Annotated in this window: 17 protein-coding genes; 7 read left to right on the forward strand and 10 right to left on the reverse strand. The window is 62.8% G+C overall.

The window, feature by feature from the left end:
* Positions 1-234: 234 nt before the first annotated feature.
* From P0D80_RS05025 to ftrA, 3 genes are all read right to left on the reverse strand, one after another.
* Positions 235-1449 (reverse strand): DUF2252 domain-containing protein, encoded by a 1215-nt coding sequence (locus P0D80_RS05025; RefSeq protein WP_132383278.1) that lies wholly within the window; start codon positions 1447-1449, stop codon positions 235-237.
* 152 nt (positions 1450-1601) lie between these two features.
* Positions 1602-1814, reverse strand: a complete 213-nt coding sequence (locus tag P0D80_RS05030) for a hypothetical protein (RefSeq protein ID WP_408281755.1) — start codon at positions 1812-1814, stop codon at positions 1602-1604.
* Positions 1815-1901: 87 nt separating this feature from the next.
* The gene (gene ftrA / locus P0D80_RS05035; RefSeq protein ID WP_408177081.1) at positions 1902-2867 is read right to left on the reverse strand and encodes a transcriptional regulator FtrA; all 966 of its coding nucleotides are present in this window, start codon (positions 2865-2867) and stop codon (positions 1902-1904) included.
* Positions 2868-2999: 132 nt separating this feature from the next.
* Between ftrA and P0D80_RS05040 the strand changes: the two genes are divergently transcribed.
* Both P0D80_RS05040 and P0D80_RS05045 read left to right on the forward strand, forming a co-directional pair.
* A complete protein-coding gene (locus P0D80_RS05040) occupies positions 3000-3434 on the forward strand; it encodes a rhodanese-like domain-containing protein (protein WP_408281757.1) in 435 nt (144 codons plus the stop codon).
* Positions 3435-3509: 75 nt separating this feature from the next.
* Positions 3510-5585: a putative bifunctional diguanylate cyclase/phosphodiesterase gene (locus tag P0D80_RS05045; RefSeq protein ID WP_408281956.1), complete on the forward strand. Its 2076-nt coding sequence runs from the start codon at positions 3510-3512 to the stop codon at positions 5583-5585.
* Positions 5586-5749: 164 nt separating this feature from the next.
* Here P0D80_RS05045 and P0D80_RS05050 read toward each other — a convergent pair whose 3' ends face one another.
* Positions 5750-6841, reverse strand: a complete 1092-nt coding sequence (locus P0D80_RS05050; RefSeq protein WP_408177079.1) for a TIGR03118 family protein — start codon at positions 6839-6841, stop codon at positions 5750-5752.
* Between the two features lie 790 nt (positions 6842-7631).
* Positions 7632-7961, reverse strand: coding sequence for a hypothetical protein (locus tag P0D80_RS05055; protein ID WP_408281759.1), 330 nt, complete (start codon positions 7959-7961; stop codon positions 7632-7634).
* 167 nt (positions 7962-8128) lie between these two features.
* Between P0D80_RS05055 and P0D80_RS05060 the strand changes: the two genes are divergently transcribed.
* Positions 8129-8332 carry a hypothetical protein gene (locus tag P0D80_RS05060; protein ID WP_408177077.1) on the forward strand — a complete coding sequence of 68 codons (204 nt, stop codon included), beginning with the start codon at positions 8129-8131 and terminating at the stop codon, positions 8330-8332.
* Between the two features lie 221 nt (positions 8333-8553).
* On the opposite strand, the gene phaP is transcribed toward P0D80_RS05060, so the two are convergent.
* The 3 genes from phaP to P0D80_RS05075 form a co-directional block, all read right to left on the reverse strand.
* Positions 8554-9120 (reverse strand): TIGR01841 family phasin, encoded by a 567-nt coding sequence (phaP, locus tag P0D80_RS05065; protein WP_408281958.1) that lies wholly within the window; start codon positions 9118-9120, stop codon positions 8554-8556.
* Between the two features lie 162 nt (positions 9121-9282).
* The gene (locus P0D80_RS05070) at positions 9283-9480 is read right to left on the reverse strand and encodes a hypothetical protein (RefSeq protein WP_408177074.1); all 198 of its coding nucleotides are present in this window, start codon (positions 9478-9480) and stop codon (positions 9283-9285) included.
* A gap of 436 nt (positions 9481-9916) precedes the next feature.
* The gene (locus tag P0D80_RS05075) at positions 9917-10135 is read right to left on the reverse strand and encodes a hypothetical protein (protein ID WP_132382429.1); all 219 of its coding nucleotides are present in this window, start codon (positions 10133-10135) and stop codon (positions 9917-9919) included.
* A gap of 913 nt (positions 10136-11048) precedes the next feature.
* On the opposite strand from P0D80_RS05075, the gene P0D80_RS05080 reads away from it, so the two are divergent.
* From P0D80_RS05080 to P0D80_RS05090, 3 genes are all read left to right on the forward strand, one after another.
* Positions 11049-11366: a hypothetical protein gene (locus P0D80_RS05080; RefSeq protein WP_132382427.1), complete on the forward strand. Its 318-nt coding sequence runs from the start codon at positions 11049-11051 to the stop codon at positions 11364-11366.
* A 207-nt stretch (positions 11367-11573) separates the two neighbouring features.
* Positions 11574-11915, forward strand: coding sequence for a DUF2513 domain-containing protein (locus tag P0D80_RS05085; RefSeq protein ID WP_243658533.1), 342 nt, complete (start codon positions 11574-11576; stop codon positions 11913-11915).
* A gap of 199 nt (positions 11916-12114) precedes the next feature.
* Positions 12115-13713: a SagB family peptide dehydrogenase gene (locus tag P0D80_RS05090; protein WP_408281762.1), complete on the forward strand. Its 1599-nt coding sequence runs from the start codon at positions 12115-12117 to the stop codon at positions 13711-13713.
* Between the two features lie 10 nt (positions 13714-13723).
* On the opposite strand, the gene P0D80_RS05095 is transcribed toward P0D80_RS05090, so the two are convergent.
* Together P0D80_RS05095 and dapA are read right to left on the reverse strand one after the other, a co-directional pair.
* Positions 13724-13993 carry a hypothetical protein gene (locus tag P0D80_RS05095; protein ID WP_408281764.1) on the reverse strand — a complete coding sequence of 90 codons (270 nt, stop codon included), beginning with the start codon at positions 13991-13993 and terminating at the stop codon, positions 13724-13726.
* A gap of 101 nt (positions 13994-14094) precedes the next feature.
* Positions 14095-15018: a 4-hydroxy-tetrahydrodipicolinate synthase gene (dapA, locus tag P0D80_RS05100; protein ID WP_408281766.1), complete on the reverse strand. Its 924-nt coding sequence runs from the start codon at positions 15016-15018 to the stop codon at positions 14095-14097.
* A 386-nt stretch (positions 15019-15404) separates the two neighbouring features.
* Here dapA and P0D80_RS05105 point away from each other — a divergent pair, with 386 nt between their 5' ends.
* Positions 15405-16697 (forward strand): aspartate carbamoyltransferase, encoded by a 1293-nt coding sequence (locus P0D80_RS05105; protein ID WP_132382421.1) that lies wholly within the window; start codon positions 15405-15407, stop codon positions 16695-16697.
* The last annotated feature ends 48 nt before the right edge of the window (positions 16698-16745 follow it).

Raw genomic sequence — 16745 nt, forward strand, 5'->3', positions numbered from 1 at the left:
GTACGGTGGAAGCTCCGGCGTACCCGCGTCCGAAACTGAGTGGAAGCGCTTCCACATGACCTGCGAACGATAGCAGCGGCGGATTCGACGCAGCAATCAGGGTTTGTCTGGAGACGTATCGGCAGGCGCGGCACCGCGATGCGCTGAGCATCCCGAGAGCCTCTGCCGGCGGCGAATCGAAGACGTTGTAAGCGCGGCGGTCACGATGTCATACGCCGCCAGCGCGACGCAATCTCAAGGCTTCGGTGTCAGGTCGAACACGCCGCTGTCGTAGGCTTCACAGTACGTTTTCCAATCCGCCGCGACCTGGGCCTCGCATTGCGTCGCGATATTGACCAACGGCAACTGCCAGTCTTTACGATTGCCGAACGCAATCAACTCGTCTGCAATCGACGACTTCTGCCGCCCGCCGCTGCGCAGATGCGCCCATGCGCTCAACTCGGCCATGCTGTTGACCACCTCTTCGAGACGCGGCAGCTTGCCGTCCCAATCGCTCAAGGCCACGCGATCTTCGGAAGGCTGCAGGCTGCGCAGCACATACGAGCGCTGATTGAATTCGACCGCATGCAGGAACGCCTGCGAGACCGCCTGATTGCGCCGCTGAATCTCGACGACGCGCTGCGCTTCCGTCTGCCACGCCGGCTGCGGCGTACTCAAGTGCGGCGTCACGGAAGAAGGCAGCGCCTCTTTCAGATCGATCAGATAGTTGCCGTCCGGCGAGCCTTTACCTTCGACGAGGATCACGTAACGATCCACGCCAAGGCTCCCGGTGCCGGCAATCCGCCGCGCCACGTCGAGAATGCGAAAGAAGTCGGGATTGGGCTCGCCCGCGGCGAACTTCTGCATGAACTGCGTGACGGCGGCACGTTGCGTGTCGCTGACCGCCAGCGCTTTCTTGCCGTCTACTTTCAGCGTGCGGGTTTTGCCTTTGAGCGTGGTGCGCCGGTCCAGATGCGCAACCCGCGTGCGGCTCGCGAGCGCGACGAACAGATCGCGCACCATGCCGGTCGCGGTTTCCCCTTCGATCCAGCGCGACTTGCCGTACGCGAGCGCCGCGCCATACGCTTCCAGCGCGGTGTGGCACAGCGCGAGCGCCTGCGCGCGGCTCAGCTTGAGATCGCTCGCGCCGACCAGCACGCTCGTCAACAGACGCACCAGTTCGTAGAGATTCGGCGCGAGACAGGCTTCGTCGAAGTCGTTGTTGTCGAAGTAGACGAGGCGATTGTCGGCCTTGTAGCTGCCGAAATTTTCCAGATGCATGTCGCCGCAGATCCACACCGGCGGCGCGTCGTCGAACACCTTGTCGCGCGGCAGGCGTTCGTAAAACAGGTGACATGTGCCGCGCAAAAACACGAACGGTGAAGTGCGCATGGCCTTGTATTTCATCGCGAGCCGTTCGGGATCTCGACCGGCGTTGAAACTGGCGATCGTCCTGGCGATATCGAGCATGAGTTTCCTTTGAATGTGAGGCTCAGCGCGAGCCTCGACCATCGTTCAATGCGGGCGCATGGACTGCGCAAGCGCATGCAGATTGAGCGGCTGCACGCGAATCACGCCACCGCGCGGACTGTCGATGTCGGCGATCATGAGCGCCCACGCCGCTAAGGGATGCGGTTCCACCACGCGGCTTGCGTATAGCCCTGCGTGTCGAGCACATCGTTCATTCGCGCGACGGCGAGCGCGACCACCGGCGTGGGCTGCGCGGCGGCCGACTGCTTCACAGTAGACCACATCGCGTCGTCCTCGATTTTTCTGAAACGCCGCGGAAGCGCCGCGCCGATCCGCGCCGGCAGCCACAGCAACGCGAAGGACACGATGAAACGAGCGGCGGGTGATCGAGACTAGTTTGCATGGTTAGCGTTTTTCTCGGTGCGGGTGTTGCTCACCACACGGGCGCGCGTCTATGCCGTTTCCCGCGCGCCGAACTTCTTGCGATACGCACCCGGACTCGTCAATGCGATGCGCCGGAAATGCCGCCGCAATGATTCTTCGGAACCGAATCCCGCCAGTTCCGCGACGCGCGCCATCGGCAGCGGCGCCTGCGCTTCGAGCAGCTCGCGCGCGATGGCCACGCGCTCGCGCACGAGCCACTCATAAGGCGCCATGCCGGTGGCATCGTGAAACTGCCGCTGCAGTGTGCGCGGGCTCATCGCCGCCCGCTCGGCGAGCGAGCGCAACGTGTGCGGCAAAGCGGGATGACTGCGCACCCAGTCCATCAGTTTGGACAGACGACCGCTGTCGTCCTGCGGCATGGGGCGCGGCACGAACTGCGCCTGGCCGCCCTCGCGATGCGGCGGCACCACGAGCCGCTGCGCGACCCGGTTTGCCACCGCGCTGCCGTGATCGCGCCGCACCAGATGCAGCAGCATGTCGAGCCCCGCCGCCGAGCCTGCCGAGGTGATGATCTGCCCTTCGTCGACATAGAGCGCGTCCGGCTGCACGCGCAATTGCGGATAGCCCTGCTGCAATTTTTCGGCATAGCGCCAGTGCGTCGTGACGGTCTTGCCGTCGAGCACGCCCGCCGCCGCGAGCACGAACACGCCCGAGCAGATCGAACAGAGGCGCGCGCCGCGCGCGTAGGCGGCGCGGATTTTCTTCAGGAGCGGTTCGGGGGGCACTTCGTCGGCATCGCGCCAGCCGGGAATGACGATGGTGTCGGCGCGCTCCAGCAACTTGAGCGTATAAGGCGCGGCAAGCGTGATGCCGCCCGCCGCCCGGATCGGGCCCGGCTCGCTTGCGCAGACCGCGAAGCGATACCAGTCCACGCCGAGCTCAGGACGCTCGAGCGCGAACAGTTCGGTCACGCAGCCGAATTCGAAGGTGCAGAGCCGGTCGTAGGCGAGCGCGACGACGAGATGATTGTGCATGGCGTGATGTTACCGGAGATTGACGATTCCGCCACTTATCCCGCGTGGCGCGCAACGCCACAATGAAGGCGTCCGAATCGTGATCGCCAGACAACCACACACCCACCGCTCCCACCGGAACCTCACTTCACCATGCCGACCTTGAACGCCGTTACCGCCATTCCCGCCGCCGACAGCCCCGCCGCGCAAGCCCACTTCCTGGCGTCGCTGCAGTTCGAAACCGATTGCGCCGATGTCCACGACGCGCTCGCGAGCGGCGCGCCCGGCTTCGTGCTGCTCGACGTGCGCGGCCCTGCGCTGTTCGTGCAGGGTCACGTGCCGGGCGCGCTCAATCTGCCGCACGGCAAGATCGTGGCGTCGAAGCTCGCCGGCTATCCGCAGAAGACGCTCTTCGTCACGTACTGCGCGGGTCCGCATTGCAACGGCGCCGCGCGCGGCGCACTGCGGCTCGCCGAGTTGGGGCGGCCCGTCAAGCTGATGAGCGGCGGCATCACCGGCTGGCTCGACGAAGGCTTCGCCCTCGCACAAGCGGCGCGCGCCGGCGAGACGGCCGACGCCAATGGCTAACATATTGAAAATCAATTAAATAAAAGCCCCGAACTGTCGATAACATGTTCAGCCGCTTCCCTCCTAGCGGTTGGACTGAACATGCAGAGCTCATACAACCTTTGGCTGGTCACCATCTCATTCGTCGTGGCGACGCTCGCGTCGTACACGGCGCTCGATCTGACCGGCCGCATTTTCCTGCTGGCATCGGCGCGGCTGCGGCACGTCTGGCGGCTGGGCGGCGCCGCGGCGCTCGGCGTCGGCATCTGGTCGATGCACTTCATCGCGATGCTCGCCTTTTCGCTGCCGATTCCGCTGGGCTACAACTTCGCGACGACCGCCGCGTCGCTCGGCCTCGCGATCGGCGCCTCCTATCTGGCCCTGTACGTCACGACGCGTGTGCGGCTCACCGCCGGCCGCCTGCTGGCGGGCGGCGTGGTGATGGGCTTCGGCATTGCCGGCATGCACTACACCGGCATGGCAGCGATGCAGATGGCGCCGGGCATCCACTATCGGCCGGCGTGGTTCGCGGCATCGCTCGCGATCGCGATCGGCGCGTCGACCGCCGCGCTGTGGATGGCCCGCGCGCTCAGCAACGACGACGCGCGCCACGTGGTGCGCAAGCGTCTGGCCGCGGCGCTGGTGATGGGCGTTGCGATCACCGGCATGCATTACGCCGCCATGGCCGCCGCGGAGTTTCCGCTCGGCGCCGTCTGCGGCGCGGCCAAAGGCGTGAACGCCACGTGGCTCGCGACCTCGGTAATCCTGCTTACCTTTGCCATTCTGATCGTCACGCTGATGCTGTCGCGTTTCGATGCGCGCACGGCCTTTCTGGTCGGCGCGGTGTCGAAGCTGAACGGCCAGATCGTGCGGCTCGCCACGCTCGACACGCTGACCGGATTGCCGAACCGCAGCACGCTGACCGACCGCATCGAACGCGCGATCCTCAGCGCGCGCCGGCAGCGCACGCTGTTCGCCATCCTCTTCATGGACCTCGACGGCTTCAAGACCATCAACGATTCGCTCGGCCACTCGGCCGGCGACCAGGTTCTGACCGCGTTCGCGCAGCGCCTGCTGCTGTGCGTGCGCTCGAGCGACACCGTGGCGCGGCTGGGCGGCGACGAATTCGTGGTGTTGTCCGAAAACCTCGGCTCGCGCGAAGACGCCGGCGCGCTCGCTGAAGGCGTGCTCGAGCGCATGCGCCTCGGCGTGTGGACCGACTCGCAACCGCTGCAGGTGATGCCGAGCATCGGCATCGCCCTCTATCCGCACGACGGCGACACCGTCGAAACGCTGTTGAAGCACGCCGACGCCGCCATGTACGAGGCTAAGCGCGCGGGCCGCAGCACCTATCGCTTCTTCGAACGCAGCATGAACGAAGCCGCCACGCGCACGCTGCAGATTCAGAACGCGTTGCACGACGCACTCGCCGCCGGTCATTTTTCGCTGCACTTCCAGCCGAAGTTTCATGGCAGCGGCAACTCGCTGGCCGGCGCCGAAGCGCTGATCCGTCTGCATCATCCGCAACTCGGCACGTTGACGCCGCTCGAGTTCATTCCGATCGCCGAGCGCTCGGGGCAGATCGTGCAGATCGGCTATTGGGTCGTGCGCGAAACCTGCCGGCAGATTCGCCAATGGGTCTCGCAAGGCCTGCCGTCGATGAAAGTGGCGATCAACCTGTCGCCGCGCCAGTTGCTGCAGCCGAACCTGGTGGCGACCATGCTCGAGATCGTCGAGGCCGAAGGCGTGGCCTGCGAGCAGATCATGTTCGAGATCACCGAAACCGTGGCCATGCAGGACGCGCCCAAAACCATCGAAATGATCCGCGAATTCCAGGCGAGCGGCTTCGAGATCGCGATCGACGACTTCGGCACCGGCTATTCGAGCCTCGCCTATCTGCAGCGTTTTCGCGTCAAGCAACTGAAGATCGACCGCTTCTTCACCAACGGCCTCGACGCGCACGGCCCGGAAGGCAGCGCGATCGTGTCGGCGATCATCGCGCTCGCGCACTCGCTGGAAATGGACGTGGTGGCCGAGGGCGTCGAAACCGAATCGCAACTCGACATGCTCAAGACGATGATGTGCGATGAGATGCAGGGGTTCCTGCTCGGCAAGCCGCTCAGCGCCGACGACTTCGGCAACCTGCTGCGGGAAAGAATGGTGGCCGCGTGAGCCTGACGATCGTCTGAAGCGCGCGGCGCGGCACGGCCATGCGGCCGGCCGCACCGCGGCCGGCGCTGGATCTCGTTTCCACTATGGGCGTTTGAATGGGACCGCTCGCCTTCTCAGGCGCCATGCTTGACGATCCCGCATCGAGCGCCTGGACCTTCAGCCGGCTACATCGACGAATCGATGCGTCCATAGACACCCGTCGTCGCCGTCGGACCTGCCGCGAAAAACAGCGTGTTGGAAGGCTGGTTGTCGGCGTTGTTGCCGAACGCCAGGCCCCAGAGCCCTGGCTGCGTCACCTTCGAACCATCGGCCTGTGTGAGCGGCCCTTTCGAGTCGCCAGTCGCGGGATCGAACGCATTGATGGTGCCGTCGCCGAAGTTGCCGATCAGCAGATCGTTGCTGAACGCGCCGAAATTGGCCGGCGCCATGGCGATCCCCCACGGCGAATTGAGCGGCCCGTTTGAGGCGATGCGCTTGAGCAGGTGGCCGGCGGTATCGAACGCATCCACCACGCCGTTGCCCGCACCGCTTTGATCTCTGTGACCATCGGGCCCGAGCTTCGCATACGCCACATAAATCGTAGTGCCGACGGCCTGGATGCCGAACGGATTAAAACCCGCAGGTACGTTCGGATCGCTGAAGGCGCCGGCAACCGTGACCTTCGTGAAAGTCTTGTCGAACATATCGACTTTGCCGTTATGGAAATCGGCGGCGTACAGCATGCTTGCGCCGGCGTTGCTGGCAATCGCAAGGCCTGTGTATTCGGCTGCGCCCGCGCCGTCATCGTGAACGGTGACAGCCTGCGTCGGCAGCACCTTGGGCGACCAGGCCGCGATCGTGCCGGCGAGGGTGGCAAAAATGAATGCCGCGTTACCGGTTGCGCCATTCGCCGTGACGGCGAAGTCCGTGGTGCCGTTGAAAACGATACCGGTCGGACTCGCGGGTTGACCGCTTGCGGCCGGCGGTAGCGTGACGACGAGCGACTGCACCACGCCATTGCCGTCATACAGCGACGACTTCTGTGTATTGTTATCCGATACCCAGACCGGGGTGGTCGGACCGAACGCGATGCCCCAGGCGTTTTGCAGATTGGGGTCGACGTGCGGCGCGGCGACGCTGCCGTCGGACACGAGAATGGTCGACTTGAATGTACCGGCGGTCGGCGTGGGCATATTGTTGTCCGAATTGCCGCCGCACGCAGCCAGTGCGAGCGTGGCCGCTCCAGCAAGCGAGAAAACAGTTGCAAGCTTATGCATGTCACCTCCTGATCTTTGGATGATTTGCCTATGGTCCCCGCGCGGCATAACCATTGGCGACGCGCGTCGACCCCTTTCTGTTCTGAACGAGCGCACCAACCCGCGAGCGGCGTGGATGGCATCCTTGCCCCTCGACCTTCGCGTCGGCGGTTCGTCGTCATTGCGCATTGAACGATCAAGCACGCGTGTTTATTCCGTGCGATCCGTATTTGAGCTACCTGAGGTTCGCATTGCGAGGCGGTGGTGCGCACGCACGTTGATATTCACTCGCGGCGCTCAGATGGCAATTGACTTTCAACGGCAATTACAAATCACCTTCACGCCATGGCGCGTGGCATCCTGCACGATCTGCGACGGCGAATAGAAAACCATCGGCTGACTGTTGAGCATTGCGAAGGGAAACGCGACGAATGAAACGCTACTCGGACCGGCACCGTCACGTTGATGAGGTGGTAACGGGACTGGGCAAATGTGGGCGGTTGCTCGGTCATGTATTGCGACTACCCGGTGCAGAAGATCCGCTTCGATGTGCCCTCGCGCGAGTCGCTTTCGGCTTGCATACGCGCCCATTGTTGTGGAATGTTGGATATACGAAACTCACACGCATGTGGCGCGAGTTCGCGTGATGCAGACTGTGACAGGCTACTATCGGGGAATCGTGCATCCGCGGCGAGTGGGAGCTGAACCTGAGTCGGACGATCCGCACGAAACTGAACAGGAATTCGCGCGTGAGGATCGGGCACGAGATGCAGCGCTCGCTCTTGCCAGCAAGTTGCTTAAAGAGCATAAGTTATGAATTACCGCCGCGCCTCTGCGAACCTCGATAACCGGCGAAGCGTCGAACACGGCGATGGAGACAGCTATGTGGACTTGCCGAAACTGCAATGCGCGGTTTGCCGTCGATGAGGTCGAACCCCAAATCGATGAGGAAGGATTTTTTTTCATTTGTCTTGGCTGCGACTACCGGAACAAGCTCGCGGACATAGGTCGAGACCCGGCAGGACGCCCGCAACTGGTCCAGCGCGACGACGAGTAGCGCGCCCTTTCGGAGACGGCCACGAAGTTCGACGATAGAGAGTTCCGCGTCGCCGCCCGATGCGCGCATCGAAGAGGACTGCACCTGCGGTTACTGCTGCGGTGTATTTGCGCGCACTCCCCGGTGCCGCCGGCGCGACAATTCTGGGTGTTCCTGAACGCGGGGCAGCACTGATTCACCTCCGCCGGGGAGCCGGCTTACACATAGTTCCTTCATGCTAGGATTTCTCAAAGACTCCGAGAGAAACCTTCATGGCCAGCCACAATTACTCGTACCACGAGGTCAACTACAGCGTTTACGTGACCCAACAGAAGGACGGCAGGTGGGACTGGGCATACACGCTGACCAAACCGCCCATCTACTGGAAAAACCCGGAGACGCCTGCGGGAACGCCAGAGCAGGCAATCGAACAGGCTCGCGTCGACGCGGAGCGCCGCATCGACGCGATGAAATAGGCCGTCGAAAATGGCCCGTACCGTCGGGCATGGCTTCAATCCGGCCGCTTGCGCGGCTCGAATCGTGTTGTCGATTCGTCGACGTCGGGGAGGCGTGTCGCGCCGCACTCATAAGGAGAGCGACGACGTCCGTCCGGGAATCATTCAGCGGAGCCGATGTCGATCGGACGTCCTTTGCATGACGTTGCTCACGGACGCGGGCGTGCCGCCCGCGTCGGGCGTTACCGCTTCGCGCCAGCCGACGCCTGCTCGATGGTGCGTCGGGCAGCCTTCGAGGCCGCGGCCGTCGCAGCCTCAAAGTTGCTTTCGGCGAGTTGTACCGCTTGCTGGCCTGTTTTCTGCAACGTTTCGATCAGCGTGCTGGTGGTAGCAATCGCCGACTTCCACGCGGCGATGGCGGCTTCGGAGCCCGCCGGTGCATTCCTGGCGGCGTCCTCGACGAGCGCCTGCACGCGGCCGTTGTACGCCTCATGCGATGTCTGCGCAATGCGCAGACATTCGGCCTGCGTAGCCGAGACGATCTCGATCACGTGACTACTGTACGATTGCGCTTTTTCCGCCATCGGCGTGGCGATGGCGGCCTGCAGCGCGAACCACTCCTGCGGCCCGTTGGCGGAAAGCGCTTTTACCGCGATCTCCCGGGTTTCCGCCAGGCTCGACCTGATCGCTGTCAGATGCAGCGCTGCCAGCTTCCCGGTACCCTCGACAAACTGACTGGTCAGGCTGAAGAGAACGCCGAGGTTGGCTCGCTGGGCCGCAGCGACTTGTTCAGGTGTCAACAGATTCATCATGAAGCTCCTGAATGGCGATCCGACACAGGTTCCACGGACGGGCAGGCAGGATCGCGTGAATAGATCGACAAAAGTGTGGGCGTCGCACCGGTTTTTCTGCACAGGCTCAAACGCACGCCACCGCTTCTGTCCAGGCGGTACGACAGGTGCGGCAGTCGTTCAACTGATCCGGGCGACGGCCTGAAGAATGGAATCCCCATCGCAGGTGATGGAAAAACGCTCTCCTCCGGAAGCAAGTTTTTCCAGCGCGACGAGTTGGTGCTCCACCAGGGCGTCCAACTCCGCGCGATCCAGTCCGGCTGGATCGGAGGTGTCCTTGACGAGCATCAAAGTCGCAAATTCATGGGGGCTCAGCATATGCGTCTCCCAGGTGAGCAGGATCAACGGCGCCGGACGGGATGAACGACCACTGTCACGCAAACCGCGTGAGCCGCATTCGGCAAATCAAACAGTTTCAGGTGCGAGTCTGCCTGGTGGCTACGCGTACGCCGCCACCCCCGAATTCTCATCTTAGTAAGTTTTTTTACTTTTTGTCAGATGATTGTGCGTCAGCGCGCAAATCAGTTCCGGGCCGTCAATGGCTCCTTCGGAAGAGGGGGGCTCAGACGCGGGGCGCGTCGGTCAAGCTGAATAGGTCATCACCGCGCCCTAGCCCGAGAAGACTGGATGTCGTACTACGCACGCATCGCGCAGTCATTTCGGGCGGCTTCTAGAGATGTCTTCGCCATACGGCACGAACCGCAACGGTTTGAAGTTCTGCCAATGGCGTCGCAGCCGGGTCCGGCTATGGCGGTCACTCCATCGGCGGAGGTTCCATCGGTCCAGCAAACAGTGCGCGGTCGAAGAACGAATCGTCCAGTTCCAATATTTCATCGTCGCCCAGAAGGATCACGACTAACTGCTGTGAACCGTTCCCGGGCACTTCCGCGACTTCCGCGATGGTCTGCTTCGGCGTTCGGTCGTCCGTAAATCGCACCCAATAGTAGCCCGGCACTACGGGTCGCGCGTCCATCCACTCCATAACCAATACCCCCTTGATTTGGCGAAATCGATCGCTGCCGCATCGCCGATTTTATCGCTGCGGCCTGGACGGCGTTTCACGTCAGTATGAAACTGGACCGCTGCGTCGGGCGAATCCCTGAGTCCCACCGCGTGGCCAACCCGTACCGACGATCATGCTGCTCATCGAGCAAATTATGTTACCGCGTCGGCATCGCCGAACAGATGACGTTCTCGTCACCCTTGGGGTCAGTCATATCCGTTTCCAGCAGTTCGAATTCACCTTCTGGTCGCCAGGAAAGCCTGGCGTTCATCAGGTTCGATCAGTTGCATCTTCCGCCCTTCCGTCTGTTCGACACCGATATTCGTGCTCCCCTTCACGACGTCGCCATAATCCCAGAACGTGACGCAGTGCCCGAGTCCGTCGCAGTTGCGCCTGGGGTTGTGAAAACCGAATGTCGTGTGCTTATCTGGGTCCGATCCGGTCGCAGTCGGGAACCACCAGCGTACAGCTTTCGTGCACGCGATCGATGAAAAGATGTCCGGACAGTTTTGTCATAGCTCCCGCCACGCTTCATGACCCGTCGCAATTTGCATTGGTGCGCGCATCGCCATGAGCGGTCGAAACCGCCTGCAGGTGCCGCAAAAAGACGCTAAGCCACGCTTGAGATATGTCCCATCTGCGCAAGACCCCTGCGCTGAACCATGTCATCGCGTGACGTTGTCCCGCCTGGGGCTTGTTTCCAAGGTGCCCTATCAGCAGCAATTGCGCAAATCGCCTAGCTCGTATCTGTGCCAACAGCAATGTCTGCTCGCTGGACGGGCCGATGCGAATGGGCGGACCAGTCCATACGCAGACCGATAGTTGAGGCTCGCTGGCCACAACAGGGCTACACTCAAAATGGGACAAATTCCGGAGCAATACCATGACCGACGCTACCCCTCAAAGCACATTTCGCGGTCTTCCCCTGACGCCGGAGCAGGACGCAGAAGTCAGGCACTACATAAAGAAGAAAGAGCAGCATGGCGCACCGTGGAACACGCCGGAGTTGGCGGCCATGCTTCGAGACATGCTGGAGCCCCCGAGCGACGACGACGGAGGACTCGGTTCCGCCGTCGACGAAACGAAGGCGGCCACAGAACGCGCGACAGCCTCGATCGACGAGACCATGGAACCCATTGAAGCCAGCGAAGAGCGGCATGCCGCGATGGAAAACGAGGGTATGAGGGGGCCGAAGCGTTGAATCCCAGAGAGCGCACTCGCGACCAGCACAACAAAGCAATCAGGCTCACGATGCCCGACGACCGCACGGGACCATGGCTGGTCGGCCACAACCTCCCGGTTAGATGGGACGTCCGGTGGCTTTCCATCTAATGAACCTCGGTCGTGGATCTGCGAGGCTCGCGTCGTGCCACCCTTTTCGTGGACCTATGCGAAAGCGCAAAGAGCCGTGCAGCAAGCCACACCCGGCATGATTGCGGACCTTGTACCCGCGGCGCCGTTTCGAGGTATGTCCTATCTGCGACAGGAGGGGATCGTGAAGCGCGATATGAATCTGGCATTCGCAATACTGAAGACTCTCGAGGAAAACAAATCCCCGCACCTCAGCGAATTTGACATTGAAAGCGCGCTCAAGGATGCGTTCGATGTTTCAAACCGGGGTGTGTGGTATCAGTTGAGCCTGCTTGCCGACGCAAATCTCGTCCGCTCGACGGGTAGCGACTGGCGGCTAAGCTGGGATGGCCACGAGTTTTTGAAGTCGGCGGTCCCGAAAACCTTCAAAGACACCTGAAGGGTGAAATATGCGCCGAAAACATCCCCTGCTTTCGTGAAGACAACCCGATAGCCGGGGCATCGCACAGGAGGCGTCGAACGCAATAGCAATTGCCGAAGCGCGTTCCATTCCACGACTTGATGACGACCGCGCCCGAACGTCGAGCCAGCCGGCTTTGTACAGTCGCATGTGCGGATATTCCTGGTCTGAGGGGAACATGGACCGGTTACAGCATGCGATGCTTGAATATCACGACCGCAGCAAGCACCGCGTCAGCGGCTATGCCCCTGGCCCCGGGAAACTCGACTGGGCAACCCAACCGGATCCGTTCCGGGTGTTTCACGGCGCACCGCGCCTTGGTCTGCCGTTGGCCGCGGATAGCCTCACCACACGCTACAACGAACTACGCTGCGGAGCTTTGCCGTCCGCGCGCAGTTTCGATCTTGCCAGTCTGGCAATTCTGTTCGAAGTTTCGCTTGGCCTGTCGGCGTGGAAATCGTACGGCACCCAGCGGTGGGCACTGCGCTGCAACCCTTCGAGTGGAAATCTGCATCCGACCGAGGGCTATCTTCTGTGTCCGACGCTGCCCGGCTTGTCCGCTGGGATCTACCATTACCAGAGCCGTGACCACTCCCTTGAATGTCGCGCTGCCGTGGATGACGAACGATGGACCGAGGCGTTCCCGCCAGGTGGCGTCGTGGTCGGCATAAGCTCGATTTTCTGGCGCGAGGCGTGGAAATACGGCATGCGCGCCTGGCGCTACTGCCAGCACGATTGCGGCCATGTCATCGCCGCGATGAGTTACGCAGCGGCAGCGCTTGGCTGGCAGACGCGGCTGATGGAGGCGGCTGCGGACGACGCAGTGGCCAACCTGCTTGGATTGAACCGCGGAGAAGATTTCGGGCAGGCAGAGGCAGAAGCGCCGGATGCCTTGCTCTGGATCGGCAACCCTGAATTGCGGCCTGATCTTGAGCGCATGCTGATCGTCCTGGATAGCGCACAGTGGCACGGACGCGCGAATCAGCTGAGTCCGGGACATGTGAAGTGGCCGGATATCGATTCGATCCATCGCGCCACGCATAAGCCCCGTACTCTCGAACCGACCTTGCCGACTCCGGAAGAGCACCCGTCACCCACGTCGCCCGCCCTTGATCTCAGCTTTGCCAGGATCGCACGGCAGCGCCGCAGCGCGGTGAATTTCGACGGTACGACGCGCATCGCCGAGGCGGCGTTTTTCAGCATGCTGGCGTGCCTGTTGCCACGTCATGACACGCCGCCGTGGAATGCGCTGATGTCTCCCGCAGGAGTGCATGCAGCGCTAATGGTGCATCGCGTGGGCGAGCTGGAGCCGGGTCTGTATATGTTCGTGAGAAATCCGGGCGCGCTGCCGGATCTCAAGCGGTCCCTACGTCCAGAGTGGCTGTGGCAAAAGACCGGCCCCGATCATCTGCCGCTCTATCTTCTGTTGCCTTACGATTTGCGCGCCACGGCAAAGTTGATCTGCTGTCACCAGGATATCGGCGCCGATTCCTGCTTTGCGTTGGGGATGATCGCGGAATTCGGAACCGCGTTGAAGCAGCCGTGGCGTTATCGCCATCTGTTCTGGGAATGCGGCATTCTTGGCCAGGCGCTCTATCTCGAAGCCGAAGCCGCCGGCGTGCGCGCGACAGGGATTGGCTGCTTCTTCGACGATGAAATGCACGCACTGCTCGGCGTAGCGGATCACACCTGGCAAAGCCTGTATCACTTCACCGTCGGCGGTGCGGTAGACGATCAGCGCCTGTCCACATGTCCACCGTATGAGGTTCAACCTTGAAGCGAGAGCCTCACGTCGCGATCGTGGCGAGGCGGTATTCCCCACGAGCGCCCGGCGATTGAACGTCACACATAGTCTTCGTTTTCCTTATCGATGCGCGGCGAGATCGTCGGGCCCGGCGAATTTCCCTGGCCACGCGGCGCGCAGGGTCGTCCTCACGTTTGCTGCCGTCGAGGACGCCGACCCCGATCTGCCGGTCCATGAAGTTGACGTCCGCGCTGGTCCAGGCCGTCATCTCGTCGCCGTCGCGGCCACCGCCCATGTTGATGTAGGCCTTCATGATGTGGGCGGGCGCCACTCGACCCATCGTCCTCGATGCCGGCCAGAAATCCCGGTGCGTCGACCGGGAAAACGACCGGAATATTGGATGAATCGCCTCGCTCAAACCGAAACTTCGGTCTCCTGCGACTCGCTCCGCTCCCGTTCAGCCAGCGCTTCGAGCCGCTCGATCAGCGCACCGCTGGCGCGCGTCATCGGCATGCGCAGTTCGTCGCGTATCAGGCCTTGCGCGGCCAGCAAGGCCTTGACGGGGGCGGGATTCGGCTCGGCGAACAGCGCCTGGATCAACGGCGCGAGCGAATGGAAAATACGCCGGCCTTCGGCGAGCCGTCCCGCCGCGAGCGCGCGATACATCTCGACGAAGCGCTCGGGCCGCACATGCGCGGACGCCGCGATCGCCCCGCTGCCGCCCAGACACAAGGTATTGAAGATATTGATGTCCTCGCCGGTGAGCACCTGCAGGCGGCCGTCGCGAATCAGCGCGAGCGTGGTGTCGAGCGAACCGGCGCAGTCCTTCACCGCCTGAATCCGCGGATGCGCCGCGAGCGTGAGCAGCGTGTCGAGTTCGAGCCGCACGCCGGTTCGATACGGAATGTCGTACAGGACGACCGGCTTCTCGCTGGCATCGGCAAGTGCCATGAAATGGCCGAGGATCCCCGCCTGCGAAGGCCGGATGTAATACGGCGCGGCCATCAGCACGCCGGCAACCGGCAGCGCGTTCAATTGCTCGATGCGCTCGCGCATGCTCGCCGTGTGATTGCCCGACACGCCGGCCAGCACCGGCAACGCTCGCCCATCCTGCGCGAGATGGGCGGCGGCCTGCGCTTCGTCGAGAATCGTCGCCAGCACGGCGTCCTGTTCGGCGGCGTCGAGCGCGGCGGGTTCGCCGGTCGTGCCGAGCGCGACCAGCCCGGCGATGCCCGCGCCGGTATAGCGGCGCACCAGCGCGCGCAAGGCGGCGTGATCGACGGCGCCGTCGGCGAATGGCGTGATGAGCGGAACCCAGATACCCGAAAAAATAGACATGTCTTTACCTCGATGACGACCGTATCGATTCCGTCAGGCAGTGCGAGGGAGGAAAGACAGGAAAGTGCCCAGGCGGGCGTTGACCGGCTGTTCCGTCGCACATCTGACGGAACAGCGAGCTCCGGTCAGATGAGCGGCTGTTTTTTGGCTTTGGCGCCGGCGTTCGAACCCCACGAGCGTGCGACGGCGACGCTCGCGTGAGCGAGACGTGCGGAAGTCGACGGGCGGAGTCTGAGCGTTGGGCCGGAATGCATGACACGCAGTGTAACCGCGACCGGCGCGGCTTGGCAAAGTCCATCGCGAAAATTGCTTGACTTCTGCCGCAGGAAAACTAATATACGCACCGCGTACATCCGCCCGCCATTCCCTCTTCCCACAGGTGCCCCATGAGCGTCCCGCAACAAGCCTTCCTACGCGATGCGATGCGTCGCCTGAACATGACGCGCGACACGTTCGCGAGCCGCATCGGCGTGTCGCGCCGGGCGCTCGATACATGGCTCCTGCCGGACGACTCGCAGGAATCGCGGGCCATGCCGGAGATCGTCGAGCGCTTCGTGTCGGAAATCGTGGTGAACGGCGAGCCGGGCGACAAGTATACGCAAAGCGTAGACTCACAGTCGCTCGCCAGCCAGATGCTGTTCGAGGGCAAGCCGCAGTTGCTGTCGGTGGATCAATTCTCGCGCGACTCGGTGGAGGCGCTGTTTCGCGTGGCCGACATCATGCAGCCGATCGCCCGGCGCCGCAAAATCTCCCGTGTGCTGGAAGGCGCGGTGCTCGGCAATCTGTTCTTCGAAGCCAGCACGCGCACCCGTGTGAGCTTTGGCGCGGCGTTCTGCCGGCTGGGCGGCTCGGTGTGCGACACCACCGGCTTCACGTTTTCGTCGATGGCCAAGGGCGAGTCGATTTACGACACCAGCCGCGTGATGAGCGGCTACGTGGACGCACTGGTGATCCGCCATCCGGAGCAAGGCTCGGTGGCCGAATTCGCGCGCGCCACCAACGTGCCGGTGATCAACGGCGGCGACGGCCCGGGCGAACACCCAAGCCAGGCGCTGCTCGATCTGTACACGATTCAGCGCGAGTTCTCGCGCCTCGGCAAGATCGTCGACGGCGCGCATATCGCGCTGGTCGGCGACCTCAAATACGGGCGCACCGTGCACTCGCTGGTCAAGCTGTTGGCGCTGTATCGTGGCATCAAGTTCACGCTGATCTCGCCGCCCATGCTCGAAATGCCGAGCTATATCATCGAGCAGATTTCGCGCAACGACCACGTGATCGAGCAGACCCACGATCTGACCGCCGGGCTGCGCGGCGCCGACGTGGTGTACGCCACGCGCATCCAGAAAGAGCGCTTCACCGACGAATCGTTCGAAGGCTACACGCCGGACTTCCAGATCAATCAGGCGCTGGTGGATGGCGTGTGCGGCGCCGATACGCTGATCATGCACCCGCTGCCGCGCGACAGCCGGCCAGGCGCCAATGATCTTAGCGTGGACCTGAATCACGATTCACGGCTCGCGATTTTCCGGCAAACCGATAACGGCATTCCGGTGCGGATGGCGATTTTCGCGGTGCTGTTGGGCGTCGAGAAACTGGTCCAGCACTCCATGCGCGATGCGGCGTGGCGCCCGCCCGCCTATCTCGGTCCGGACGATGCGGTGTTTCACGGCATCGATTGACGGAAAAGTGGGCGGCTTGAAACCGCCCCACAATGCACGGGCACAGCC

It is taken from the genome of Paraburkholderia sp. RL17-373-BIF-A (assembly GCF_046030175.1).
Classification (GTDB): domain Bacteria; phylum Pseudomonadota; class Gammaproteobacteria; order Burkholderiales; family Burkholderiaceae; genus Paraburkholderia.